Annotated in this window: 23 protein-coding genes; 17 read left to right on the forward strand and 6 right to left on the reverse strand. The window is 66.4% G+C overall.

From position 1 onward, the window contains the following. Nucleotides 1-5: 5 nt before the first annotated feature. Nucleotides 6-842, reverse strand: coding sequence for an ATP-binding cassette domain-containing protein (locus V5F26_RS15640; RefSeq protein WP_394946419.1), 837 nt, complete (start codon nucleotides 840-842; stop codon nucleotides 6-8). Between the two features lie 75 nt (nucleotides 843-917). Further along, entirely contained in the window at nucleotides 918-1,754 is an 837-nt protein-coding gene (locus V5F26_RS15645) for an ABC transporter permease (protein WP_234050644.1), read from the reverse strand. Nucleotides 1,755-2,438: 684 nt separating this feature from the next. On the opposite strand from V5F26_RS15645, the gene V5F26_RS15650 reads away from it, so the two are divergent. The 15 genes from V5F26_RS15650 (at nucleotide 2,439) to V5F26_RS15720 (ending at nucleotide 18,754) form a co-directional block, all read left to right on the forward strand. Then, a complete protein-coding gene (locus V5F26_RS15650; protein ID WP_394056497.1) occupies nucleotides 2,439-2,747 on the forward strand; it encodes a DUF485 domain-containing protein in 309 nt (102 codons plus the stop codon). Then, nucleotides 2,744-4,471, forward strand: a complete 1,728-nt coding sequence (locus V5F26_RS15655; protein WP_370640620.1) for a cation acetate symporter — start codon at nucleotides 2,744-2,746, stop codon at nucleotides 4,469-4,471. The genes V5F26_RS15650 and V5F26_RS15655 overlap by 4 nt, the downstream gene beginning before the upstream one ends. A 163-nt stretch (nucleotides 4,472-4,634) precedes the next feature. Next, nucleotides 4,635-6,023, forward strand: a complete 1,389-nt coding sequence (locus V5F26_RS15660; protein ID WP_394946421.1) for a putative nucleotidyltransferase substrate binding domain-containing protein — start codon at nucleotides 4,635-4,637, stop codon at nucleotides 6,021-6,023. After that, nucleotides 6,020-6,265, forward strand: a complete 246-nt coding sequence (locus V5F26_RS15665; protein ID WP_394056493.1) for a hypothetical protein — start codon at nucleotides 6,020-6,022, stop codon at nucleotides 6,263-6,265. The genes V5F26_RS15660 and V5F26_RS15665 overlap by 4 nt, the downstream gene beginning before the upstream one ends. After that, nucleotides 6,262-8,982, forward strand: a complete 2,721-nt coding sequence (locus tag V5F26_RS15670) for an ATP-binding protein (RefSeq protein WP_394946422.1) — start codon at nucleotides 6,262-6,264, stop codon at nucleotides 8,980-8,982. Before V5F26_RS15665 ends, V5F26_RS15670 begins: the two co-directional genes overlap by 4 nt. Continuing rightward, nucleotides 8,979-9,428 (forward strand): response regulator transcription factor, encoded by a 450-nt coding sequence (locus V5F26_RS15675; RefSeq protein WP_394946423.1) that lies wholly within the window; start codon nucleotides 8,979-8,981, stop codon nucleotides 9,426-9,428. Before V5F26_RS15670 ends, V5F26_RS15675 begins: the two co-directional genes overlap by 4 nt. After that, nucleotides 9,425-11,581 (forward strand): 3'-5' exonuclease, encoded by a 2,157-nt coding sequence (locus V5F26_RS15680; RefSeq protein ID WP_394946424.1) that lies wholly within the window; start codon nucleotides 9,425-9,427, stop codon nucleotides 11,579-11,581. Before V5F26_RS15675 ends, V5F26_RS15680 begins: the two co-directional genes overlap by 4 nt. 482 nt (nucleotides 11,582-12,063) lie before the next feature. Then, nucleotides 12,064-12,936 carry a branched-chain amino acid ABC transporter permease gene (locus V5F26_RS15685; protein WP_234050651.1) on the forward strand — a complete coding sequence of 291 codons (873 nt, stop codon included), beginning with the start codon at nucleotides 12,064-12,066 and terminating at the stop codon, nucleotides 12,934-12,936. Further along, nucleotides 12,936-13,787, forward strand: coding sequence for a branched-chain amino acid ABC transporter permease (locus V5F26_RS15690; RefSeq protein WP_394946425.1), 852 nt, complete (start codon nucleotides 12,936-12,938; stop codon nucleotides 13,785-13,787). The genes V5F26_RS15685 and V5F26_RS15690 overlap by 1 nt, the downstream gene beginning before the upstream one ends. Continuing rightward, entirely contained in the window at nucleotides 13,787-14,545 is a 759-nt protein-coding gene (locus V5F26_RS15695) for an ABC transporter ATP-binding protein (protein WP_234050653.1), read from the forward strand. Before V5F26_RS15690 ends, V5F26_RS15695 begins: the two co-directional genes overlap by 1 nt. A gap of 1 nt (nucleotide 14,546) precedes the next feature. Next, the gene (locus V5F26_RS15700) at nucleotides 14,547-15,275 is read left to right on the forward strand and encodes an ABC transporter ATP-binding protein (RefSeq protein WP_234050654.1); all 729 of its coding nucleotides are present in this window, start codon (nucleotides 14,547-14,549) and stop codon (nucleotides 15,273-15,275) included. A gap of 96 nt (nucleotides 15,276-15,371) precedes the next feature. After that, the gene (locus V5F26_RS15705; protein WP_234050655.1) at nucleotides 15,372-16,541 is read left to right on the forward strand and encodes an ABC transporter substrate-binding protein; all 1,170 of its coding nucleotides are present in this window, start codon (nucleotides 15,372-15,374) and stop codon (nucleotides 16,539-16,541) included. A gap of 98 nt (nucleotides 16,542-16,639) precedes the next feature. Further along, on the forward strand, nucleotides 16,640-17,326 hold the full coding sequence (locus V5F26_RS15710) for a DUF2848 domain-containing protein (RefSeq protein ID WP_234050836.1): 687 nt from the start codon (nucleotides 16,640-16,642) through the stop codon (nucleotides 17,324-17,326). Nucleotides 17,327-17,389: 63 nt separating this feature from the next. After that, nucleotides 17,390-18,085, forward strand: a complete 696-nt coding sequence (locus tag V5F26_RS15715) for a GntR family transcriptional regulator (protein ID WP_234050656.1) — start codon at nucleotides 17,390-17,392, stop codon at nucleotides 18,083-18,085. Nucleotides 18,086-18,379: 294 nt separating this feature from the next. Beyond that, complete coding sequence (locus tag V5F26_RS15720) at nucleotides 18,380-18,754, forward strand: FlxA-like family protein (RefSeq protein ID WP_234050657.1); 375 nt, start codon at nucleotides 18,380-18,382, stop codon at nucleotides 18,752-18,754. 111 nt (nucleotides 18,755-18,865) lie between these two features. Here V5F26_RS15720 and V5F26_RS15725 read toward each other — a convergent pair whose 3' ends face one another. The 4 genes from V5F26_RS15725 to V5F26_RS15740 all read right to left on the reverse strand — a co-directional run bounded on the left by V5F26_RS15725 (nucleotide 18,866) and on the right by V5F26_RS15740 (nucleotide 22,789). Next, nucleotides 18,866-20,242 carry an amidase gene (locus V5F26_RS15725; RefSeq protein WP_234050658.1) on the reverse strand — a complete coding sequence of 459 codons (1,377 nt, stop codon included), beginning with the start codon at nucleotides 20,240-20,242 and terminating at the stop codon, nucleotides 18,866-18,868. A gap of 96 nt (nucleotides 20,243-20,338) precedes the next feature. After that, nucleotides 20,339-20,719, reverse strand: a complete 381-nt coding sequence (locus V5F26_RS15730; protein ID WP_234050659.1) for a cupin domain-containing protein — start codon at nucleotides 20,717-20,719, stop codon at nucleotides 20,339-20,341. A 36-nt stretch (nucleotides 20,720-20,755) separates the two neighbouring features. Beyond that, nucleotides 20,756-22,240, reverse strand: coding sequence for a 4-hydroxyphenylacetate 3-hydroxylase family protein (locus V5F26_RS15735; RefSeq protein ID WP_394056477.1), 1,485 nt, complete (start codon nucleotides 22,238-22,240; stop codon nucleotides 20,756-20,758). Between the two features lie 33 nt (nucleotides 22,241-22,273). Next, a complete protein-coding gene (locus V5F26_RS15740; RefSeq protein WP_394056475.1) occupies nucleotides 22,274-22,789 on the reverse strand; it encodes a flavin reductase family protein in 516 nt (171 codons plus the stop codon). Between the two features lie 218 nt (nucleotides 22,790-23,007). Here V5F26_RS15740 and V5F26_RS15745 point away from each other — a divergent pair, with 218 nt between their 5' ends. Both V5F26_RS15745 and V5F26_RS15750 read left to right on the forward strand, forming a co-directional pair. Further along, nucleotides 23,008-23,652 (forward strand): hypothetical protein, encoded by a 645-nt coding sequence (locus tag V5F26_RS15745; protein ID WP_394946426.1) that lies wholly within the window; start codon nucleotides 23,008-23,010, stop codon nucleotides 23,650-23,652. A 15-nt stretch (nucleotides 23,653-23,667) separates the two neighbouring features. Further along, nucleotides 23,668-24,240, forward strand: coding sequence for a flavoprotein (locus V5F26_RS15750; RefSeq protein WP_394946427.1), 573 nt, complete (start codon nucleotides 23,668-23,670; stop codon nucleotides 24,238-24,240). Nucleotides 24,241-24,243: the final 3 nt, after the last annotated feature.

Genomic DNA, 24,243 nt, shown 5'->3' on the forward strand with positions numbered 1-24,243 from the left:
GCACTTTAGAGCGCATCATCACTCGCTTCGCCCCGCGGATCAACCCGCGCAGTCAAAGAGACGCCGGTAAAGACCTTGTAAGCCTCGCGCCTATTTTGGTATGTCTTTATGATTCCATTTTCCAAAATATAGAAGTCATCACAAAGATCCCTTATCGCCGCAGCGTTCTTTGAGACGATAATTAAACTGTGCGTTTTCTGCCTCTCAAGGATCAGCGTCTTGATATGATCGCGAAATTGGCGCGACCCGGCACACAATTGATCGTCCGCAACGTAGCAATCGAAATCAAGAGCATAGCACAAGCTCGTCGATGCTCTTACGGTAAAATCAGGGACCAGTTCCGCCAGAGGCCGATCCATATCCTGCGTGCGGATCTTTCCTATTTCCTTAACGGCCTCCAGCATGTCAGGGGCCCACGCCCCATACATGAGGCTGAGAAGGCGCACATTCGCGCGAATAGTCATGTCCTTACGGAAGATATCACGCGCACCCAGGGGCCACGACACGCGCATTCCGTGGATCACCCGCCCGGCGTCCGGCGCCATGTTTCCCGTCAGGATCTGCACCAGGGTTGACTTGCCGCCCCCCGCCTCGCCCAGGACACCAATGGCTCTTCCCCGCGGAAAGATCGCATCGACCCCCTTCAACACTTCCGTTTGGCGTGGCCGGAGCCCAATGGTTTTCGTCACCCCTTCTAGAACCACCGCCCCCCTGCCGCGCACCCGATCCACCCCGGACGGCACGACGCGTGCCCCCGGCGTGGCGTCCTCCACCGGGGGCGCGAGCGCCGAAGGGGACTTCGCCCGCCGGCGCGGAAGAACGTGCCACAGCGATTTCAGCATTCGCACACACCATCCCCCGCCGGCCCTCGCACGGCGCTCACCTCAAGGCCGCGATGCCGCATGGCATCCCGAAGCTCAAACGCCAGCAGCCACATCGAAGGCATCTTCATCCGCCCCCTGACGCTGAGTGCTCGCCTGGGCGCGCTTGCGCGTCACGCGCTCAAGCATGAGGCCCAAGGCAATCGTCACCCCCACCGTGGAGAGAACATAAACCCAGCTCCCCATCTGAGTGATGTAGGTCTTGAAGTAGGCCGTGCGCATCAACTCCATGAAATGGAAAATCGGATTATAAATTAGAATTCCGCGAAGCATATAAGGCGCTTCTGGCCAGATGAACATGACGCCACTGGCCCACATGGCGATCATCATGAGACCGGCAACGACCATTTTCGCGAAGGGCACATAGACGAATAGTGCACCAAAGCATAAGCCGAGCGCGAAACCCCAGATACCCATCAGCAGCATCAGCAAAAAGACCTGCACGGGATTTGCCATGAACGGCGAGATCCCAAGCCAATAGAAGGTGATGAAAACCGGAAATCCGATCATCATGTAAAATACGATGTTCAGGATCGCGCGGGCGGCCAAGACATCAAGAGAGGTGACGCGTGGATTGGCGCGAAAAGCGCCTTTCGCGGTCTTGAAGGAAGCCACCCGAAACAACGTCGTGCGCAGCATCCAGAACAGGATCATCCCGGAGATCACGAATGGTATTACGGGCATACCGTGGTGGGTCGGCGCGCGCGTGACAAGGCGCAGGATCAACATACTGCCGGTAATCACGGAAAGGCTGAGCAACTCTTCGAGAAGCCCCAGAGAACGCTTGGAGATGCGGATGGCGTACTCCGCCATCACCATGCCGATAAGGCTTCGCCATTGGTTTTTCACCGCTGTCGAGAACACGTCATCCATTCCGAGCCTGCTCCCGCTCCATCCCATCCGCTCGTGACCCACCTCGACCCGCGCCTGTCGCGCAGCGGCGCACACCCATCGATAAATAACCAAGCATCGTTAACAAGCCTGCGCGCCGCACAATGGGCTGCCGATTGTGGCCGGAACATGCCGCCGACGCGGCCACGACCGCATTCCGCAGCGGAAGATGCCACGACTTCGTCGCCCGCGCGTCGGACCTAAGTATGAGTCGCCTAGGGCGCCGTCGTCGCTTAGGGTTGCATCACGAAGCTTCGGTGTATTGAGAATCGCCCTTCTGGCTCGGCCCTTCGCGGCCCCTGCCAAGCCAAAGCGACCGAAACGCCGGCAGCTTCAAACCGTACCGCTTTCCGGCATGGGAGGATGCCGAGGCACGGAACGCCAAATCATGTGAATCGAGAACCGCCTGGAATTCAGCTTGGCGCCGGGTGTGCCAACTGAGGCTTCATACGCGGATCTGTTGACGAAAGGCCGGATCCTGGGTCCTGCCGCACCGGTTTTCCGAGGCGGCATGGGAACCAGTGGGTTTCGTGCATGCACGCGCCTGGTGGCTGAAGGCCGCCTGGGGCTTCGCATCCGCATGGCACCCGCGGCAATGGCGCATCAAGCGCTCAATCAGAAGAAAATGGCCCGCGGAATAGCCCGCGGGTTGGAGAGGAGAATCCCATGGACAATTCCCTGGCCGCGCGGATCGCGGTCAATCCCGATTATCAGCGGTTGAAGTCCACCCGCTCGCGGTTCGGCTGGCTGCTGACCCTCGCGATGCTGGTCGTCTATTATGGCTTCATCGTGCTCATCGCCTTCGACAAGCAGGTTCTGGCCGCGCGCATCGGCCCGGGCGTCATGACTTGGGGTATCCCGATCGGCTTCGGCGTCATCGTCTTCACCATTCTCATCACCGGCATCTATGTGCGTCGCGCCAACAGCGAGTTCGACGCCCTGTCCGAGAAGATCAAGGCGGAGGTGCTGAAGTGAAGACCGCTCGCAACTTTCTCACCCGCGCGGCGCTGACCGCCAGCGTGGCGCTGATGTCCGCGCCCGTGCTCGCGGCCGGCGGCGATCTCGGCGCGACCGAGAAGCAGGCCACCAACTGGACCGCGATCATCATGTTCGCGTTGTTCGTGGTGATGACCCTGTTCATCACCAAGTGGGCGGCGGCCCGCACCAAGTCGGCCGCGGACTTCTACACCGCGGGCGGCGGCATCACCGGCTTCCAGAATGGCCTTGCCATCGCCGGCGACTACATGTCGGCCGCCTCGTTCCTCGGCATTTCCGCCGCGGTGATGACCAACGGCTATGACGGCCTGATCTATTCGATCGGCTTCCTGGTCGGCTGGCCCATCCTCACCTTCCTGATGGCGGAGCGCCTGCGCAACCTCGGCAAGTTCACCTTCGCCGACGTGGCGGCCTTCCGCTTCGCCCAGACCCCGGTGCGCGTGTTCGCCGCTTCCGGCACGCTGGTCGTGGTGGCGTTCTACCTCATCGCCCAGATGGTGGGCGCCGGCCAGCTCATCAAGCTGCTGTTCGGCCTCGACTACTGGATCGCGGTGGTCATCGTCGGCGTGCTGATGATGGTCTACGTGCTGTTCGGCGGCATGACCGCCACCACCTGGGTGCAGATCATCAAGGCGTGCCTGCTGCTCGGCGGCGCCACCTTCATGGCCGTGATGGTGATGCTCACCTATGGCTTCAGCCCGGAGAATCTGTTCGCCGCCGCGGTTCACGTGAAGGAGGGCATCGCTGCTTCCAAGGGCGCGAGCCCCGAGGCGGCGGCCGCCGCCGGCCAGTCCATCATGGGCCCCGGCAACTTCATCAAGGACCCGATCTCGGCCATCTCGTTCGGCATGGCGCTCATGTTCGGCACCGCCGGCCTGCCGCACATCCTGATGCGCTTCTTCACGGTGCCGAGCGCGAAGGAAGCCCGCAAGTCCGTGATGTGGGCGACCGCCTGGATCGGCTACTTCTACCTGCTGACCTTCATCATCGGCTTCGGTGCCATCACCTTCGTGCTGACCAATCCGGAGTTCCTGGACTCCCACGGCTCCCTCATCGGCGGCGCCAACATGGCGGCCGTGCACCTCGCCCATGCGGTGGGTGGCAACGTGTTCCTGGGCTTCATCTCGGCGGTGGCGTTCGCGACCATCCTCGCGGTGGTGGCCGGCCTCACGCTGTCGGGTGCCTCGGCGGTGTCGCACGACCTCTATTCGACGGTCATCAAGGGCGGCAAGGCCGACAGCGCCTCGGAGCTGAAGGTCTCGCGCATCACCACCCTGTGCCTGGGCGTGATCGCGGTGCTGCTGGGTATTGCCTTCGAGAAGCAGAACATCGCCTTCATGGTGTCCCTGGCCTTCGCGGTGGCGGCCTCGGCCAACTTCCCGGTGCTGTTCATGTCGGTGCTGTGGAAGGACTGCACCACCAAGGGCGCGGTGATCGGCGGCTTCCTGGGCCTTGCGGCCTCGGTGATCCTCACCATCCTGTCGCCGTCGGTGTGGGAAGCCACGCTCGGTTATGCTAAGGGCTCGGCGCCGTTCCCCTACACGTCGCCGGCTTTGTTCTCCATGACGCTGGGCTTCGTCGGCATCTGGCTCTTCTCCATCCTGGACAAGAGCCAGCGGGCGAGCATCGACCGCGCCGGCTTCCCGGCTCAGGAGGTGCGCTCGGAGACCGGCATCGGCGCGGCGGAAGCCTCGTCCCACTAGGTCGAGCGCGATGTCGCGGCCGGGCCCCACCTCGGCAGGGGGATCGGTGCCCCAAGACCCCTCACCAGGGTCCCTCCCCGTCGGGACACCGAACCCCCTTGATCCGCCCGGAAACGGGCGGGTCCACTCCCGGCGCCGCGAGCGCCGGGAGTTCGTTTCCGTCATGGCCTCGCGCGTGCGCGACGCCTATGTGCGCAAGCCCTTCTTCGTCGATGGCGGCACTGACCTTGTCAGCGTCTGCCGCGCTTTGTCCGAAAAAGGGCTGACCGACGCCCTGGTGCGTGATGGCGAACGCGTCGGCGTCTTCACCACCACCAATCTGCGCGATGCGCTGCTACGTGAGACGCCGCCCCAGCTACTGCCCGTGCGGGAGGTGGCGACCTTCAAGCCCTTCTCTGTCTCCATCGACGACGAGCTCTATGGCGCCATGCTGCTGATGCTGCGCCACCGCATCCACCGGGTGGTGGTGCGCGAGGGGGAGGCCATCGTCGGGCTGCTCAGCCAGATCGACCTGATGGCCTTCGTGGCCAGCCACTCCCACCTCATCGCCCTGGAAATCACGGAAGCCGCCGACACCGACGAGCTGAAGACCGCCGCCCGCCAGATCGACGAGCTCATCGGTGATCTTCAGGACGACGGCGTGCGTGTGGAGGTGATCGGCGAGCTGGTGGGCGAACTGAACCGCCTGCTGTTCCTGCGCCTGTGGGAGCTGCTGGCCCCGCCGGCGCTGCGGGAGAATTCCTGCCTGTTGGTGATGGGCTCGGAAGGCCGTTCCGAACAGCTCATCAAGACCGACCAGGACAATGCGCTCATCCTGCGCGACGGTTTTCATTTCGAGGGGCTGGAGGCGATCACCGCCGCTTTCACCGCCGGGCTGATCGAATTCGGCTACCCCCCCTGCCCCGGCGGCATCATGCTCAGCCGGCCCCTGTGGTGCCAGCCCCTCGCGGGGTTCAAGGACACCCTCAAGCAGTGGCTGTTCGCGGGCCATGCCGAGGGGCCCATGCACCTCGCCATTTTCCTCGACGCGGCCGTGGTCGCCGGCGATGCGCGGCTGCTGGAGGAGGCGCGCGCCCACCTGGACCATCTGCTGCAGGACGACGCCGCCTATTTCTCCCGCTTCGCCCGCGCGGTGGAGCAGTTTGGGGACGGCGGCTCCTGGTGGTCGCGCCTGCCCGGCCTGCGCGGGCGGGGGGCGGCCGAGATCGATCTGAAGAAGCTGGGTATTTTCCCCATCGTCCATGGCATCCGGGCGCTGGCGCTGCAATATCGGGTGAAGCCCCTTCCGACGGTGGCGCGCATCGCGGCACTGGTTCAAGAAGGCCATCTGGACGCCGCCCTCGGCCGCGACCTGGCGGATGCGCTGCATTGCCTGATGGGGCTGAAGCTCTCCAACAATCTGCGCCAGCTGGCGGCTGGCCGGGCGCCCAGCAATGCGGTGCCTCTCGGCGAATTGGGCACGCTGGACCGGCAGGCGCTGAAGGACTCCCTCGCCATCGTGCGCGGCTTCAAGCAGTGGCTCGCCCGCCATTACCGGTTCGACCTGCTATGACCGGGGATGGCGACAGGCGCGGCAATGCCGGCGGTCCGCGCGCGGGTGTACTCGTGGCCCTGTTCGGGGCGGCCCTGCTGCTGTTCAACTTCCCCCTGCTCGCGATCTGGAACGTGCCCGCCACCGTGCTGGGCCTGCCGCTGCTGCCGGTGGCGCTGTTCACCATCTGGGCGGGGCTGGTGGCGCTTATCGCCCTGGCGAGCGAGGGGCGACACCCCGGCAATGGCGGCGGTGCGCCATGATCTCCGCTCCCCTCGTCATCGCCGTCTCGCTGGGCTACCTGGCTTTGCTGTTCACCATTGCCGCGGCGGCGGACAGCTCCGCGGCCCGCGGCCGCTCCGTGGTCGCGAATGCATGGGTCTATGCCATGTCCCTGGCGGTCTACTGCACCGCCTGGACCTATTTCGGCAGTGTGGGGCGGGCGGCGGCCGTGGGCATCTGGTTCCTGCCCATCTATCTCGGGCCCATGCTGGCGATGCTTCTGGCCTGGATCGTCATCCGCAAGATGATCCGCATCGCCCACACATATCGAATCACCTCCATCGCTGATTTCATCGCCAGCCGCTATGGCAAGAGCCCGCTGCTGGCGGCGCTGGTCACGCTCATCACCGTGGTCGGCATCGTTCCCTATATCGCCTTGCAATTAAAGGCGGTTTCGGCTGGCTACCAGATCCTGACCGATCCCGTCGGCGCCGGCCCGGCCGCGGCCCCGCCCTGGTGGCAGGACGGCACCTTGCTGGTGACGCTGGCGCTGGCGCTGTTCACCATCCTGTTCGGCACCCGCCACCTGGACAGCGCGGAGCGGCACGAGGGCATGGTGGCCGCCATCGCCTTCGAATCCGTGGTGAAGCTGGTGGCCTTCCTCGCCGTGGGGCTGTTCGTCACCTACGGCCTGTTCGACGGCATGGGGGATATCTGGGCAAAGGCCCAGGCCTTTCCGGAGCTGGCGGCCCTGTTCGGCTCTGATGCCGCCGCGCGCTTCGACTACACGCAGTGGTTTGCGCTCACGCTTTTGTCCATGCTCTCGGTGCTGCTGCTGCCGCGCCAGTTCCAGGTCATGGTGGTGGAGTGCACAGACGAGCATCATGTGAAGCGCGCCGCCTGGGTCTTTCCCGCCTACCTGCTGGCCATCAACATCTTCGTTCTGCCGGTGGCCATCGGTGGCCTGGTGCTGATGGGCCCCGGCCGCGTGGATGCCGATTCCTTCGTGCTCTCGCTGCCGCTCACCCAGGGCGCGCCCACCCTGGCCCTGTTCGCCTATGTGGGCGGGCTCTCGGCGGCCACGGGCATGCTGATCGTCGAGACGATCGCGGTTTCCACCATGGTCTGCAACGATCTCGTGATGCCCGCCTTGCTCCGCCGGCCCGGCTTCGCGGCCCGCGCCGGGGGCGACATCACCGTGCTGCTGCTGAACATTCGCCGGGCGGCCATCATGGCCGTTCTGCTGCTGGGCTATCTCTATTTTCAGGTGGCGGGGGAGGCTTATGCCCTCGTCTCCATCGGCCTCATCAGCTTCGCTGCGGTGGCACAGTTCGCGCCCGCTCTGCTGGGCGGCATGTATTGGCGGGGCGCCACCCGCGCCGGGGCGCTGGGCGGGCTCATCGGCGGCTTTCTTGTCTGGGCCTACACGCTCATGCTGCCTTCGGTGGCGAAATCCGGCTGGCTGCCCGACGGCTTCGTTCGTGAAGGGCCGTTCGGCATCACCCTGCTGGCGCCGGAACGGCTGCTGGGCCTTGGCGGCCTCGATCCGCTGACCCATGCCCTGTTCTGGAGCCTGCTCGTCAACGGCGCGCTGTTCGTGGGCCTCTCCCTGCGGCGGGCGCCGTCCGGGCGGGAGGCGAGTCAGGCGTTGCTGTTCGTGGACGCCTTCGAGCGCCACCCGGAAGCTGGAGGCCCCGTGTTCTGGCGCGGCGTGGCGCGTCTCGATGACCTGATGGCCCTTGCCCGGCGCCTTCTGGGCCCCGAGCGCGCCCGTGCCCTGTTCGAGGCCCACGCCCACGAGATCGGCGCCGCCGACTTAAACGCTCTGGTGCCCGATGCGCGGCTGGTGGACCGGGTGGAGCGCGCCCTGGCCGGCGCGGTGGGCAGCGCCTCGGCCCGCGTGCTGGTCGCCTCCGTGGTGGAGGAAGAGCCCCTGGGTCTGAAGGACGTGGCCCAGATTCTCGACGAAGCCTCGCAATTGCGCGTCTACGCCCAGAAGCTGGAAGCCACCAGCGCCGAGCTGAAGGCGGCCAACGCACAGCTCAAGACCCTGGACCAGCTCAAGGACGACTTCGTTTCCTCCGTCACCCATGAATTGCGCACGCCGCTCACCTCCATCCGCGCCTTTTCGGAACTGATGCTGGATTCACCCGACATGGATGAAGCCCAGCGGGCGGAATTCCTCTGCATCATCGTGGCCGAGAGCGAACGGCTGGGGCGGCTGGTGAACCAGGTGCTGGACCTCGCCAAGATCGAGGCCGGCCTTGCCGACTGGCAGACGGAGGATGTCGACCTGGCCCGGCTGGTGAGGGATGCGGTGAAGGCCACGTCCGAGCTGTTCCGCGCCCATGGCGCGCGCGTCGAGGCCCATGTTCCACCTAAGGTTCCCACCGTGCGGGCGGATGCAGATCGGCTGATGCAGGTGCTGATGAACCTCATCTCCAATGCCGCCAAGTTCGTCCCCGCCGGTACCGGCCGTGCGGATGTGACGTTGCGGCAGGATGGCGATTCCCTGGTCGTGGAGGTGAAAGACAACGGCCCGGGGGTGCCGGCAGGCGAGCAACACACCATATTCGAGAAGTTTCGCCAGGGCGGTGATGCTCTTTCCCGGCCACAAGGGACCGGTCTTGGGCTTCCGATCAGCCGCCAGATCGTAGATCATTTCGGCGGAAGCATGTGGCTGGTGTCAGAACCGGGCGGCGGCGCGACCTTCGCGTTCAGACTGCCCCTCCAGCCGGGAGGAGGAAAAACGCCATGACCGAAACGCAGAACGGGACCTTCAACGACACCGTCCTCGCCAACAAGATCATTGGTAACGGCAAGCCCGCCGAAAAGGTGCTGATCGCGGACGACGAGCCCAACATCGTCGTCTCGCTGGAATTCATGATGAAGCGCGAGGGCTTCCAGGTACTGGTGGCGCGGGATGGTCTCGGCGCGCTGGAGGCCATTCGCCGCGAGCATCCGCGCCTTGTCCTGCTCGATGCCACCATGCCCGGCATGACCGGCTTCGACGTGTGCGAGGCCGTGCGTTCGGATGAGGATACCCGCGATACCCGCATTGTGATGCTCACCGCCAAGGGACGGGAGACGGACAAGGCCCGCGGCGTCGGCGCCGGGGCGGACGCCTATGTCACCAAGCCCTTCTCCACCCGCGAGCTGGTGCAGAAGGTGCGGGACATGATGGCGCCGGACGCCGCCGAATGAGGCTCCCCTGGCCGCTGATCGCCGCCATGGTGGCGCCGGGCCTCGCCCTGGCGCTGTGGCTGGCGCTTGGCGCCGTGGGCTTCTATGCCACCCTCGACGCGCCGGCGGCGGCCGCCCTGGCCGCCGCGCTCGGCCCGCTGTTGGAAACCCACGGCATGCTGGTGCTGTTCTGGTGGCTCGTGGCCGCCAGCGTCGGCGCCTGGGCGGTGCAGGTCCTCCATGGGCGATATATGGCGGCCCCCGCCCGCCTTGCGGAAGGCGCGCGCGTGCTGGTGAGCGATGCCTCGGCGCCGCCTGTGGCCGCCAGCGGCGATGCCGCGGCCCGAACCATTGCCGATGCGCTCAATGCCCTTTCCCAGGAACGGCGCACACTGAAGCAGGAGATGGCGCGGCTGGTGGAGGATGCGAGCCACGCGGTGGCGCATCAGCGCGACCAGCTGGGGGCCCTGGTGGCGGAGCTTCAGCAGAGCGTGGTGGTGTGCAATCTGGAAGGCCGCATCCTGCTTTACAATGCCCGCGCCCGTGCCTTGTGCCGCCGCATTTCCCGCGCGCCGGGCGGAGCCGGTGGCGCGGAGCTGATCGGCCTCGGGCGTTCCATCCATGGCGTGGTGGACAAGGCGCTGATCGACCATGCCCGCGAAAGCGTGGACCGGCGCATTGTGCGCGGGGAGCCGGCGCCCTCCGCCCGGTTCGTCACCCACACCCCGTCGGGGCACCTGCTGCGCGTCAGCCTCGCGCCCGTGCGGGAAGCCGCCGAGGGGGCGCCGGCCACCGGCTACGTGCTGCTGCTGGACGACATCACCGAGGAATACGAGGCCGAGGCTCATGCCGACCGGCAATGGCTGACCCTGACCGAGACCAGTCGCGCGGGCCTCGCCAGCATCCAGGCCGCGCTCGACATGCTGGACTATCCCGATCTCGAAACCGAGGAGCGCGAGCGCTTCCAGGCAGTGGTGCGGGAGGAGGTGGCGGCCATGGGCGAGCGCATCACCGCCCTGGCGGCGGAGGCCTCCAGCGCCAGCAAGGCCCGCTGGCCGCTCCAGGACATGCTGGGTGCCGACCTCATCGCCGCAGCCTCCCACCACATCGCCGAGGCCACCGGGCTGGCGGTCACGGCCGATACGGTGGAGGGCGAGCTGTGGCTGAGCGTGGACAGCTTCTCGCTCATCGCCGCCCTCACTTTCCTGGCCCGCTGCGCGGTGGAGGGGCGTGAGGCCCCGGACCTGGAATTGCGCCTGTCGCGCGCGGACGGGCGCGCCCATCTCGACCTGTGCTTTGCGGGCGGCGCCGCCATCGCGGCCGGCTGGCAATCCTCGCCCATGGATGGCACCGCCGGCGGCTCGCCCCTGAGCGTGCGCGATGTGGCCGAGCGCCATGGCGGAGAGGTGTGGCTGGAACATGCGCGCACGGGTGGAACCCCGCGCGCCGTCTTCCGCTTCCTTCTGCCGCTGGCCTCCGCTGCCGCCGACACCGCGGCGCATGCGGGCGAGAGCCGGCCCGAATTCTACGACTTCGACCTGTTCGCCGCGAGCGAAGGCCACCACGAGCGCGACGACCGCCCGCTGGGGGAGCTGAGCTTCACCGTCTTCGACACCGAGACCACCGGCCTTGACCCGGCGGGGGGTGACGAGATCATCCAGATCGGCGCCACCCGCATCGTCAATGGCAAGCTGCTCAAGGCGGAGTGCTTCGACCAGCTGGTGAATCCCGGCCGCTCCATTCCCGAGGCGGGCATTGCCATCCACGGCATCCGGCCGGCAATGGTGCGCGGCCAGCCCGCCATCGGCGAGGTGCTGCCCGCCTTCCATGCCTTCGTCTCCGACACCGTGCTGGTGGGCCACAACGTGGCATTCGACCTGCGTTTCCTGAAGCTGAAGGAGGCCGCCACCGGCGTCGTCTTCGATCAGCCCGTGCTGGACACGCTGCTGCTCGCCTCCATCGTGCACCCCAATGCGGAGGCCCAGAGCCTGGAGGCCATCGCCGCGCGGCTGGGCATTACCGTATCCGGCCGCCACACCGCGCTGGGGGATGCCCTCGCCTGCGCCGAGGTGTTCATGAAGCTGCTGCCCCTGCTGCAGCAGCAGGGCATCCGCACCCTGGGCGAGGCCCGCGCCGCCTCCGAAGACTCCTATTACGCGCGCCTGCGCTATTGAGAGCCGACGCGCCCCAGCGGGCGCCGCCCCTGCCCGCCAGGCTGCCAGTCGCCGGGAGGGATTCGCTGGCGCACCATGCCCGTGCGCGACATCGGCACCACTGCCACGTCGTCACCGGCCTCGCGCACGAGCATGAGCGGGACTCGCCGGCGGCAGGAATTGCCTCGGATCAGGTCAGCGTGCCCGCCTTTTAGCCACCCGGCCGCCGCCGGATGGGGCGCTGCGCCACATGCGCGCCCGTCGCGGGCTCCGGAATATTACGTATCATCAAGGCATTGCCGCGCCTCACCCAGACCCCCGCACCGCTGAAATTTTTCTGAAATCCGCCTGAAATTTCAGCTTGAAGCCGGCGCACATTTAGCTTTGTCTATTACCTAATTCCGGTGGCGATCCTGGCATGTTCAGGGGGCTCCGGTCCTTCACCGCGCGGTGGCTGGCCCGTTGCCATCCCTTGCGTTCCTGTCCGTCTCCTGCGGGGTTCCATGCTCGCTCAGCAGATCGTCAACGGCCTGATGCTCGGGGCCATCTACATGCTGATGGCGGTGGCCTTCACCCTTGCCATCGGTGTGTTGAACTTCCTCAATTTCTCTTTGCCCGGCCTGTTCATGCTGGGCGGCATGGTGGCCTACGGCTTCATCAAGCTTGGCTGGCCCACTGTGTTCGCCTTCTCCGCCGCCTTGGCCGCGGCCGCCCTGGTGTCGCTGCTGGTGGAGCGCTTCGCCTACCGGCCCATGCAGGGGGGCGATCCGGAAGTGCCGCTGGTCTCCTCCCTCGGCTTCCTGGTACTGCTGGAAAACCTGATGCTGATCTATTTCGGCTCGGACCAGCAGGCCTTCCCCGCTCTGGTGCCGGACCTCAACTTCCGCTTCGGTGGACTGGTGATCGGCATCGCGCAGCTCGGCTCGCTGGTGCTCTCCGTGCTGCTGGTGCTGTGGCTGTCCTGGTTCCTGAACTCCACCGCCACCGGCCGCTGCATCCGCACCGTGGCGGAAAACCGCGACACCGCCGTGCTCATGGGCGTGGATACGGGCCGGCTCGTGCCCATGCTGTTCATCGCTTCCGCCTTGCTGGCGGCAGTGGCGGGGCTGCTGTTCGCGGTGAACTACCAGCAGGTTTCTCCCTTCATGGGCGAGGGCGTCGGCTTCAAGGGCGTCGCGGCCATGATCGTGGGCGGCATGGGCTCCATCTGGGGCGCGGTGCTGGGCGGGCTTTTGATCGGCCTCGCGGAGGTGCTCTCCATCAGCTTCATCGGCGCCGACGTGGTCAACATCACCGTCTACGGGCTTCTGCTCTTGATCCTCATCGTTCGTCCGCAGGGCCTCATTGGGCGCCCCGCCACCCGGGAGAAGCTGTGATGAGCGGTTATCTCACCGGCGTTCTCGTCGTCCTCGCCTTCAATGTCATGGCGGCCTACGCGGTTTACCTGCCGCTCGCCGCCGGGCAGCTCAATCTCGGCATTGCCGGGTTCATGGCCATCGGCGCCTATGCCTCGGCATTCCTGACCAACGAATATCAGTGGTCCATGTGGGCCGCGATTCCGGTGGGCTCGGCGCTGGCGGGCATCACGGGGCTGCTGATCGGCATCCCGGTGCTGCGCACCCACGGCATCTATCTGGCCATGGCCACCTTCGCGCTTGGCCAGGTCATCTCCGCCGTGTTCCTGAACCTCGAGGTGGTCGGCGGCGCCGCCGGCTATCCGGTCACCGATTATGTGGGGCCCTACGGTGTGTTCGCGGCCGCCATCGGCGTCGTGCTGCTGATGCTCTACCTCTCCCGCACCCGCTTCGCGCTCTATCTCACGGCAGTGAAGAGCGATGCCACGGTGGCGGACCTGATGGGCATCTCCGTGCGCGGCATCCAGGTGGCGGCGTTCGCGCTCGGCGCGGCGGTGGCGGGCTTCGGCGGCGCCTTCTATGCCCACCATTACAATTTCGTGGAAGCTCAGCATTTCAACGTGCTGCTCTCGGTGTTCACGGTGCTCTACGTGCTGTTCGGCGGCACGCAGACGGTGTGGGGCCCGCTGGTGGGCGCGGCCTTCTTCACCCTGGCGCCGGAGCTGCTGCGCGCCTCCGACCAGTGGCGCTATGCCCTGTTCGCCATCTTCATCATCGTCTTCATGGCCATGCGGCCCGAGGGCCTGGTGACCACCTCTCTGCTGCGCTTCACCCGGCGCCGCGCCACCACCGAGAGCGAGGAGGCCGCCTGATGACCGCCGCACTCTCCCTTAAGGGCATCACCAAGTCCTTCGCCGGGGTGCACGCCATCCAGAACCTCTCCTTTGAGGTTCCCAAGGGCGTCACCACCGCCCTCATCGGCCCCAACGGGGCGGGCAAGACCACCGTGTTCAACCTGGTGAGCGGCGTCTATGGCGTGGATGCCGGCACCGTCACGGTGAATGGCGTGGACGTGACGCACATGCCCTCGCGCAAGCGCATCACCACCGGCATCGCCCGCTCGTTCCAGAACATCCGGCTCATGTCCCACCTGACGGTGCTGGAAAACATGCTGGTGGGCCAGCATGTGCGCAACTCCTCCCTCGGCGCGCTGCTGACCCCCTACCGGCTGTTCCCCAATCACCGCTGGAAGGTGCAGGCCCGAGAGGCCCTGGCCGAAAGCGGCCTGGAGGAGTGGGCGGACGAAACCGTGGGCGCCCTGCCCTATGGGGTGAGAAAGCGCATCGACCTTGTCCGCGCGACGCTGGCCGGCGCCAGCCTGCTGATGCTGGACGAGCCCGCCGCCGGCCTCAACCCGTCCGAGACCAACGCCTTGCGCGACCATCTCAGGACGCTGATGGCCAAGGGCATCACCCTCCTCGTGGTGGAGCACGACATGCACTTCGTGGACAGCATCTGCCAGAACGTGGTGGTGCTGAATTTCGGCGAGAAGATCGCCGAGGGCCCGCTCTCCCAGGTGCGCCAGGATCCCAAGGTGCGCGAGGCCTATATCGGCTCGGAGGAGGCGTGACATGGCGCTTCTCGACGTTTCCGGAATCTCCGTCTCCTACGGCCGCGTGAACGCCCTGAAGGACGTTTCACTGCAGGTGAAAGAAGGCGAGATCGTCACCGTGCTGGGCGCCAATGGCGCCGGCAAGAGCACGCTGCTCAAGGCCATCCTGGGCGCCGTGCCGCTGAAGTCCGGCGGCATCACCTTCGCCGACCGGGACATGAGCCGCGCCGCGCCTCACAAGCGCATCGGCGAAGGGCTGGTGCTGGTGCCCGAGGGCCGGCGCATCCTCATCTCGCTGACGGTGGAGGAAAACCTGCTGCTGGGCGCCCATATGCGCCGCGACAGCGCCGCCATCGGCCGCGAGCTGGAAGCCATCTATGCCCGCTTCTCCAATCTGGCGGCGCGGCGGAACATGCTGGCCTCCTGCCTCTCGGGCGGCGAGCAGCAGATGCTCGCCATCGGCCGCGCCATGATGGCCAAGCCGAGGTTGATGATGCTGGACGAGCCCTCCCTCGGCCTGTCTCCCCTGTTCGTGCAGAAGCTGTTCGAGCTGATCCGTGAACTGAACCATGAGGGCCTCGCCGTGCTGCTGGTGGAGCAGAACACGGGCAAGGCCCTTTCCGTGGCGCACCACGCGACCGTGCTGGAGCTCGGCCGCGTGACCATGGCGGGCGATCCCAAAACGCTCGCGGACGATCCCCGCCTGCAGGCGGCCTATCTCGGCGCGGGGGAAGACGCCCCCGCCTGATCCGCCGGCAGCCTTTGCGCGGCGTGTGCGTGGAATCCATGGGCGCCGGTCGATGACCGGAGCCGTTGGCAAAAGAACCTTCAGAGGAGTTGGGACATGAAGAAGCAGGTCCTGTTGGGCGCCACCATGCTGGCGGCGCTGGTTGCGGGCGGCGCCGCCCGCGCCGAGGATGATCTGATCCTCGGTTACATGATGGCCAAGAGCGGCCCTTATGTGAGCCTTGCCAACACCAATGAAATCGCCGTCGACATGGCGGTCGAGGAGATCAACGCCAAGGGCGGCATCAACGGCAAGAAGATCAAGGTGGTGAAGTTCGACACCGCCGGCGATCCCAAGCAGGCCACCACCGCCGTGCGCTCCTTCGCGCAGGATGCCGGCGCCCTCGCCGTGATCGGCCCGTTCTCCTCCTCCGAGGTGCGCACCACCTTCCCGGTGGGCGAGCGCGAGGGCATCTCGCAGATGTCCATGGCCTCTTCCGCCCCCGGCCTCACCAAGGGCTTCACCTACGGCTTCCGCAACACCACCGACGAAGGCAAGGTGATCGATTCCGTGCTCGGCGCGGTGAAGGACAAGAAGCTGCCCATGGCCTCCGGCGCGGCGGCCTATGCCACCGACGACGTGGTGTCCAAGTCCATCGGCACCAAGGTCGTGCCGGCGGAGTTCGAGAAGTTCTCCATTCCGCTCAAGGGCTCGGTGGACTTCCAGCTGGGCGCCTTCGACCTGTCGCCCCAGGTGGCGCAGCTCAAGCAGATCAACCCGGACATCGTCGGCCTCGGCTCCCCGCCCGAGGGCGCCATCAACCTCGCCAAGGAGCTGAAGCGCCAGGGCGTTTCCACCCGCATCATCGGCGGCACCAACATGGCTGACCCCGAGCTGCCCAAGCGCATGGACGGCGCCGGCGAGACCATGACCATCGGCACCACCTTCTTCGCCGATGCCAACGACAAGACCAAGGCCTTCACGGAAGAGTTCGCCAAGCGCACCAAGGCCGCCGGCCTGCGCACCGATCCCAACCAGATGGACGCCTCGGTCTATGACATCGTCTACCTCTACGCGGAGGCCATGAAGAAGGCCGGCGTCACCGGCGACAAGGCCAAGGTGGCCGCCGAGCGCGCCGCCATCCGCGACCAGATCTCCAAGCTGAAGGACTATCCCGCGATGGAGGGCTCCATCTCCTTCACCGACGGCGACGCCGTGAAGCCGGTCTATGTGATCGAGGTGAAGGACGGAAAGTGGACGCTTCTGGACACGCGCCTGCCGAACTGACCTCGGCGAACGCGTAAGGCCGGCGCCCCATTTCTGCCCTGACCTGGGGCGCCGGCACCCTTTTTCTTGAAAAACGACTGACTAGTTCGAGGACCATGATGCCGGGCACCGCCCTCACCTTCACCATCCATGCCGACGGCCGCAGCTATGAAGAAACGCTGCTGATCCGCACCGCGGTCATCGCCGGCTGGACCGGTCGCGACAAGGTCGCGCTGGAGAAGCACATCGTCGAGCTCGAGGCCCTCGGGGTGCCGCGCCCGGCCTCCACCCCCATCTATTACCGGGTCGGAGCCTCGCGCCTCACCACGGCCGGCGCCATCGAGTGCGTGGGCGGCGATTCCTCGGGCGAGGTCGAGTTCGTGATCGTGGCGGCGGAGGGGCGCTATTTCCTCGGCGTCGGCTCCGACCACACGGACCGCAAGGTGGAGACCTACAACATCACGGTTTCCAAGCAGGTGTGCGACAAGCCCGTGGCCGCCGAGCTGTGGGCCCTGGACGAGGTTGCCGGCCACTGGGATGACCTGATCCTGCGCTCCTACGCCGTCATCGATGGCAAGAAGGAGCTTTATCAGGAGGGCACGGTCGCCGCGATGCTGCCGCCCGCCGACATTCTCGCCGGCTATGGCGCGCCCTTCGGCAACGGCGCCGTGATGTATTGCGGCACCCTGGCGGCGCATGGCGGCATCCGCCCGGCGGAGCGGTTCGAGTTCGAGCTGGTGGATCCGGTACTGGGCCGCACCCTGCGCCACGGCTACGACGTAACCACCCTTCCCATAGCCGGATAAGCAACAGCAACACCCCGCCGGTCGCCACCATGCGGCCGGCGCGCGTTCAGGGACAAGACGAACATGCGGACGGAAGCGGCAAACACCCTGCTGGACGTTTCGGCGGAGCCGGTCGAGACGGCAGCCCCCGCCCGTTCGCTGCGCGACGAGGCCTATGAGCTCATCAAGGCGCGCATCATCATGTGCGTGTTCCGCCCGGGGGAAGTGCTGAGCGAGGCGGCGGTGTCCTCCGCCATCAATATCGGCCGCACCCCTGTGCGCCAGGCGTTCGACCGGCTTATGCGCGACGGCCTGGTGGAGGTGCTGCCCCGCAAGGGCATCGTGGTGCGCCCCATTTCCCATGACGAAGTGCACGACATGGTGGAAGTGCGCCTGCTGAACGAGTGCTTCTGCGCGCGCCTTGCCGCCGAGCGCGCGGAGCCCGCGCACCTCTCGGCGCTGGCCATCAACGTGGCCCTGGGCGTGGAGGCCGCCGCCAATCGCGACGTGGCGGAGCTGATGGCGCTCGACCGGGAATTTCACGCGACCATTTCCGCCGCGGCCGGCAATCCGGTGCTGGCCGAGATTCTGAAGAGCCTGCACGAAAAGGCGCAGCGGGTGTGGTTCGTCTCCCTGCGCGCGCCGGAGCACCACCAGCGGGTGGTGGAGGAGCACGCGGCTATCGTCGAAGCCCTGCGCTCCCGCGATCCCGATGCCGCCGAGGCGGCCGTGCGGGCCCACATCCGCTCCTTCGTCGACAACCTCAACCGCCAGCTCTGAGCGCTCCTTCATGCACGGGCGGCACCGCGCCCGACTTGAGCAGACATCCAGATGCATCATACCCTGTGGCCAGAGCCGCGCAGCCTCACGCCCAAGGCGGCGCAGCTTCGCGCCCAGGGCGCTCGCGCCGCACCGGTCTGCAGGCATCGCCGCAGGGCCGCCGCGCGACACACCGCCGCCCGCATCGCATTCGCCCAGCAACATTCGGAAACACTTAAGACTTATTCAGAAACACAGCCTTGGACCAGCCCCTGACGGCAGAATAAGAGCCGGGTTTTCATATTGGGGGTAGACATGGTTTCCGTTTCTTCCGTCTCGACATCTGTCACAACCGCCAGCTCCGGCAGCGGTTCGTCTGACATCTCTGCGCAGATCACCAAGCTGCGGGCAAGCCAGGTCGCCCTGCAGAAGCAGATCGACGAAGCGAATGCTTCCGAGGACATGACCGACGACGAAAAGGCCGAAGCCATCCAGACGGCGCAGAAGAGCCTCAATCAGGTCACGGCCCAGATCGCCGAATTGACCGCGCGGCTCAGCGCCCAACAGTCCCAGGAGACGGCCCAGACCACTCAGGCGAGCGCCTCCACAAAGGATGACGAGAACGCGAGCAATCCCTATGCCGTGATCGCCACCACGGACTTCTCCGTCTTTAATGAGAGCAACAGCTGACGCTCCGGCGGCAAGAGATCAAGAAAGAGGCCCGTGAGCCAAGCTCACGGGCCTCTTTCTTCTTCCGGCCAGCGCAAAGGCCTCCCGGAGATACAGACGGGATGCGCCGCCTCACCCCTGCAGCAGGGCTTCCACGCCGGCCGCGATGGAAAGAAGCGCGCCATCCTGCCCACCGGCCGCGGCCAGCATCAGCCCCACCGGGGCGCCGGCATTCCCCGACAGCGGCAGGGAGATGGCACAGCCATCCATCATGTTGATGAGGGTGGGGTTGCGCAGCGCCGCGAGGTTCGCCTTGCCATAGGCGGCATCATCGCTGGCCAGGTCCGCGATGCGCGGCGGCAGCATGGGCGCGGTCGGCATCACCAGCGCATCATAGGGCGCAAGGCGGGCCGTGGCCTGCTGCACCAGCGCATTGCGGGCCTCGACCAGATCCAGGTAATCCGCCGCGGACTGCTCGGTCCCGCGCCGGATGCGCACGGACACGCGCGGGTCGTAAACGTCGCCCTTTTCCTCCAGCAGCTTGCGGTGCACCGCATAGCTCTCCGCGGCCGTGAAGCCGCCCTTCGCGTTCATGGGCGCGATGTCCGCGAATTCGGGGAAAGCCTCCTGGCTCACCACCGCCCCCGCCTGCGAAAGACGCGACAGGGCCGCCTCGAAGACCATAGCCACTTCCGGCTCGAGCCCGTCGAGGGCCACCGTGGTCGGCACGAGAAGGCGCAGGCCCTTCAGCGGGCGTGCCGCCAGCGCAGCTTCGCCGACGCCCGAGAGGATGGCATCGAGCGCCGCGCAGCACGCGACGGAACGCGCCAGCGGGCCCACGCTGTCCAGGGTTCCCGACAGGGGAAAGGCACCCGCGCGCGGCACACGGCGGGCCGTGGGCTTGAAGCCGGTGATGCCGCAGAAAGCCGCCGGGATGCGGCAGGAGCCGCCGGTATCGGTGCCCAGCGCGGCATGGGCCATGCCATCGGCCACCGCCACCGCGCCACCGGAGGAGGAGCCACCGGACACGCGGCCCACGGCACGCTCGAACGGCGCGCGCGGATCACCATAATGGGGGTTCATGCCGAGGCCGGAATAGGCGAACTCGGTCATGGTGTTCCGGCCGATGATGACGAAACCGGCCTGGCGCAGCCGCGCCACGGCAGGGGCATCACGGGTCGCGGCGGGGGCATCCGCCAGCACGCGCGAGCCGGCGGCGGTCACCTGCCCTGCCACGTCGAACAGGTCCTTCACCGAGATGGGGATGCCCGCGAAGGGCGAGGTCGCCGCGCCCGCCTGGCGCAGGGCGTCCTGGGCCTCGGCCGCCGCCAGCGCCGCTTCGGCATCAACGGAAACGAAGGCGCGCGCGCCCTCCCCGCCGGGGTCGCGGATCTGCTCGAGGCAAGCCTCGGTCAGCGCGCGGGATGTGGTGCGGCCCGCGGCGAGATCGGCTGCGAGCTCGGAAAGGGTGGGGTGAGGGGAGGCGATGAGGGGCAGAGCGGACGACATGGAGCTACCAGAATTGCACGTGCCAGAAATGACGCTGCCAAAAGCAGAAAACCCGCCCCGTCAGGGACACGGGGCGGGCGCATCGGGCGAAACGGTTCAGACCGGATCGTAATAATGGATTTCGAGCAGCATGCAGCCCTTTTCGGACTTGAAGGGCCCGTGGAAGGCTCCCGGAGGCCTCACCGCATAGGTGAAGGGCTGGAAGGATTCCCCACCCTCCCCCTTGTCGTCATTGCCCACGGTCAGGTCGCCGGAGAAGAGGAACACCTCTTCCCAATAGTCATGCACGAAGGGCTTGGTGGTGAAGATGCCGGGAGAGAAGCGCAGGATGCGCGTGCGCGAGCCCTGCTTGTTCTTCTCGTCCAGCACACCGGAAAGGATCTTCTGCTGGATACCGGGAGGATAGCCGGGAGGCACCTCCCAGCCGGTGGAAAGATCGACGGTCTTGAACTCGTCGTGGATCTTGTTGATGGCCATTCGGGGCAGTCCTTGATGTGAAATCCTTGGGCGCGCTCACTCGGCCGCTTGGGCCGTCGCGGCGGGCACTTCGTCAGCGAGGTCGTAGCTGGAGAGCATGCGGTTCACGAGATCGCCGGCCTTGTTCCAGTCATAGGTGCGGAAGGAGTGGTTCTTCACCACGAAGCTCGCGCCGGCATAGAACATCTCATACTGCGCATGGCGCGAGGCGAACTCGGAGCCCACCGCGTCCCACGCCAGCTTGAAGAACTTCACGCGCTCGTCGGCGCTGGCGGCGGGCGACTGCTGGGTCTTGCGGATGAGGGCCGCCAGCTCCGGATTTTCGTAATCGTGCACCGAGGACGGCAGCATGATGAGGCCGCCGCCGGCCAGCTCCCGCAGGGTGGCGATGAGCTTGCCATAAAGCTGCTGCGCCATGGTCTGCGCGGCATAAAGGGTGTGCCGGTCGGGGATGAAATAGGGGCCATAGGTGGTGCCCTTGGCCTCCATGGCTGCCACGAAGGCGTCCACCATGCCCACCTCGGCGGCGAGCTGGCCCAGGGTCTCGCGCACCTGGGGGAAGTTGATGATGCCATTCACCTCGGCGATGCGCCGGGCAAGGCCCGCCAGGAAGCGCACCTTCACCGAAAGGCGGATCTGCGCCTGGTAGTTCTGGTAAACGTGCGCCGGGGTGGCGTGGAACTGCTTGCCCACCATGGCGATGTCATCGACGATGAACACCCGGTCCCACGGCACCTTCACGTCGTCGAAGTACAGCACCGCGTCATTCTCGTCGAAGCGGCTGGCCAGGGGATTGTCGAAGACCGACGGCGCGGCCGCCTCATAGGACTTGCGCGAGAGCACCTTCAGGCCCTTCGCATTCATGGGAATGGCGAAGGAGAGGGCATATTTCTCGTCGCCCGGCTGCAGCGGCTGGATGCAGGTGACGAACACCTCGTTCGCCATGATGCCGCCGGTGGCCAGCATCTTGGCCCCGCGCACGGTGATGCCTTCCGCGTCGCGGTCCACGATGGCCGCGGACAGGAACGGATCGGCCTGCTCGGCCGCGCCCTTGGAGCGGTCGGCCTGGGGATTGATGATGACGTAGGTGAGGTAGAGGTCATTGTCGCGGGCGTAGCGGTAATAGTCCGCCAGCGCATTGGCGCGGGCCTTGTCATAGGCCTCGAACTGGTCGAGCCCCATATACATGCCGGCAATGCAGGAGGCCACGTGGTCCGGCGCGCGGCCGAGGAAGCCGCCATGCAGCTCGGTCCAGGCTTCCAGGCCCTTGCGGCGGGTCACCAGGTCCTCATAGCTGTGGGGCAGCTGCCAGATGCGGTTGGCGCGGGTGCCGGTCTCGGTGGCGAAGGTCATCAGCTCCGCGTTTTCCGGGGCGCTGTGAAAGTCGAACATCTTGGCGACCGAGGCCACCGCCCGCTCATAGCCGGGGTGGGTGGTCACGTCCTTCACCAGCTTGCCGTCGAGGAAGACCTCGCGGCCGTCCTGAAGGCTGGCGGTGTGCTGGGCTCCGTTCTTGATCATCTGGAAGGTCCTTCGATGTTGGCCGCAGTCGCTTCAGCGCTGCGGCATGTCGGTGGACGCAAGCGCATGATAGCGCCCGCGAAAGAAGATGAGAGGGGCCTCGGTGCTGGGGGCTGACACGCGCAGCACGCGGGCAATGAAAATCTCGTGGTCGCCACCCTCATGGACGGCGTAGGGCGCGCATTCCAGGTGTGCGAGCGCACCCTTCAGCAGGGGCACGTCATGGGCGCCGAGATGGTGGTCCACCGCGCTCCACTTGTCCTCCAGGGCACGGGCGAAGCGGTCGGACAGCTCGCGCTGGTCCTCACCCAGGATGTTGATGCCGAACCCGCGCGCCTCGCGCATGGCCGGCAGCGACAAGGCGCGCCGGTCCACGGAAAACAGGACGAGGGGCGGATCGAGGGAGACCGAGTTGAACGAACTCATGGTCATGCCGATGCGCGTGCCGTCGGCGGCGCTGGCGGTCACCACCGCGACACCGGTGGCGAACTGGCCCAGCACCTGGCGAAAGGTGCGCGAATCCAGAGGAGGAAAGTCGGTTTGCGACATCTCAGGCTCGCTGGAAGGATTGGTTATTAGCTTTGTAACAAAGCTATCTCCGCAATGCTGATGACGTCAAGTGCATTCATGCCGATCCAGCCTTGCGGCTGGCGTGGAGCCGGCCGGCGAGCCGCTTCGCGCCGCGGTGCCCTCACCCGCATGCAGTCATGTTACATTCGTCCGCGACGGGCGCGAGGCCCCACCATTACCGGCGAACGGGTGCGCTCTTGAATCCTCCAGCCCTTCCCCCCGGTCCCCTCGTGGTCAAGCTGGGCGGCAGCCTCATGCGGGAGGCACCACCGCGCGCGCTGCTGGCCCGCCTCGCGCCCCTGCCCGGCGTGGTGCTTGTGCCGGGAGGCGGCGTGTTCGCCGATGCGGTGCGCGAGGCCCAGGCGCATCTCGGCTTCAGCGAAAGCGCGGCCCATCGCATGGCCATCCTCGCCATGGAGCAGACGGCCTGCCTGCTCCAGGATCTGGCCCCCACCTTGCGCCCGGCCCGCACCCTCGCCGGGCTCGCCGCCGCCGGCACGGGCGCGGCCCTGTGGTTTCCGGCGGCGCTGCTGATCGGCCACGCCGAGATTCCCGAGAGCTGGGACGTGACATCCGACAGCCTTGCCTTATGGCTGGCGCGCCAGCTTCAGGCCCCGCGCCTGCTGCTCATAAAAGCCGAGGGCGCCTCCGTTCCGCCACCCTCGGGCACGCGTGCGGAGGATGTTTCCACCTGGAGCCGGCTTGGTCTGGTGGATCAGGCGCTTGAAGGCATGGCGCTCGGCTACGAAGGCGATATTGTGCTTGCCGCCGCGGACGATGCGTCCACCCTCGACACCGTCCTTGCCCCATTCGAAGCGGCGGGCAGGACCCACGAACCTTGAAGGGCGAAGGCCCCGATGAAAAAAGTGACCAATCCCCGCTGGGCGTGGGCCCTGACGGGCTCCGGCCATTTCTTCACGGAGAGCATGGAGATCATCCGCGAATTGGGAGACGTGGATCTCTTCATTTCCGCGGCCGCCGCCGAGGTCCTGCGCATGTACCGGCAGGACAAGGAGCCGCTGCCGGACACCGTGCACATCTATCGCGACGACAGCGCCTCTTCCGCCTCGGTGGGGCGCTTCTATCATGGGGAATACCACACGCTGGTGGTCTCCCCCGCCACCTCCAACACGGTGGCGAAGGCGGTTTACGGCATCTCTGATTCCCTGGTCACCAACTGCTTCGCCCAGGCCGGCAAGTGCCGGGTCCACTGCATCGTGTTCGCCTGCGACAGCGCGCCGGAGCTCATCACCATGGCGCCGGAAGGCCCGGTGCCGGTCTATCCGCGCCGCATCGACCTTGAGAACACGCAGAAGCTCAAGGAATTCGACGCAACCGACGTGGCCGAGAGCCTGTCCGAGCTGAGGGTGGCCATCGCCCGCCGTCGGTCGGAGCTCGCCGCCGCGGGCCTCATTTCCCCGGCGAGCTGACCC

Source organism: Xanthobacter variabilis, from assembly GCF_043831965.2.
Taxonomy (GTDB): domain Bacteria; phylum Pseudomonadota; class Alphaproteobacteria; order Rhizobiales; family Xanthobacteraceae; genus Xanthobacter.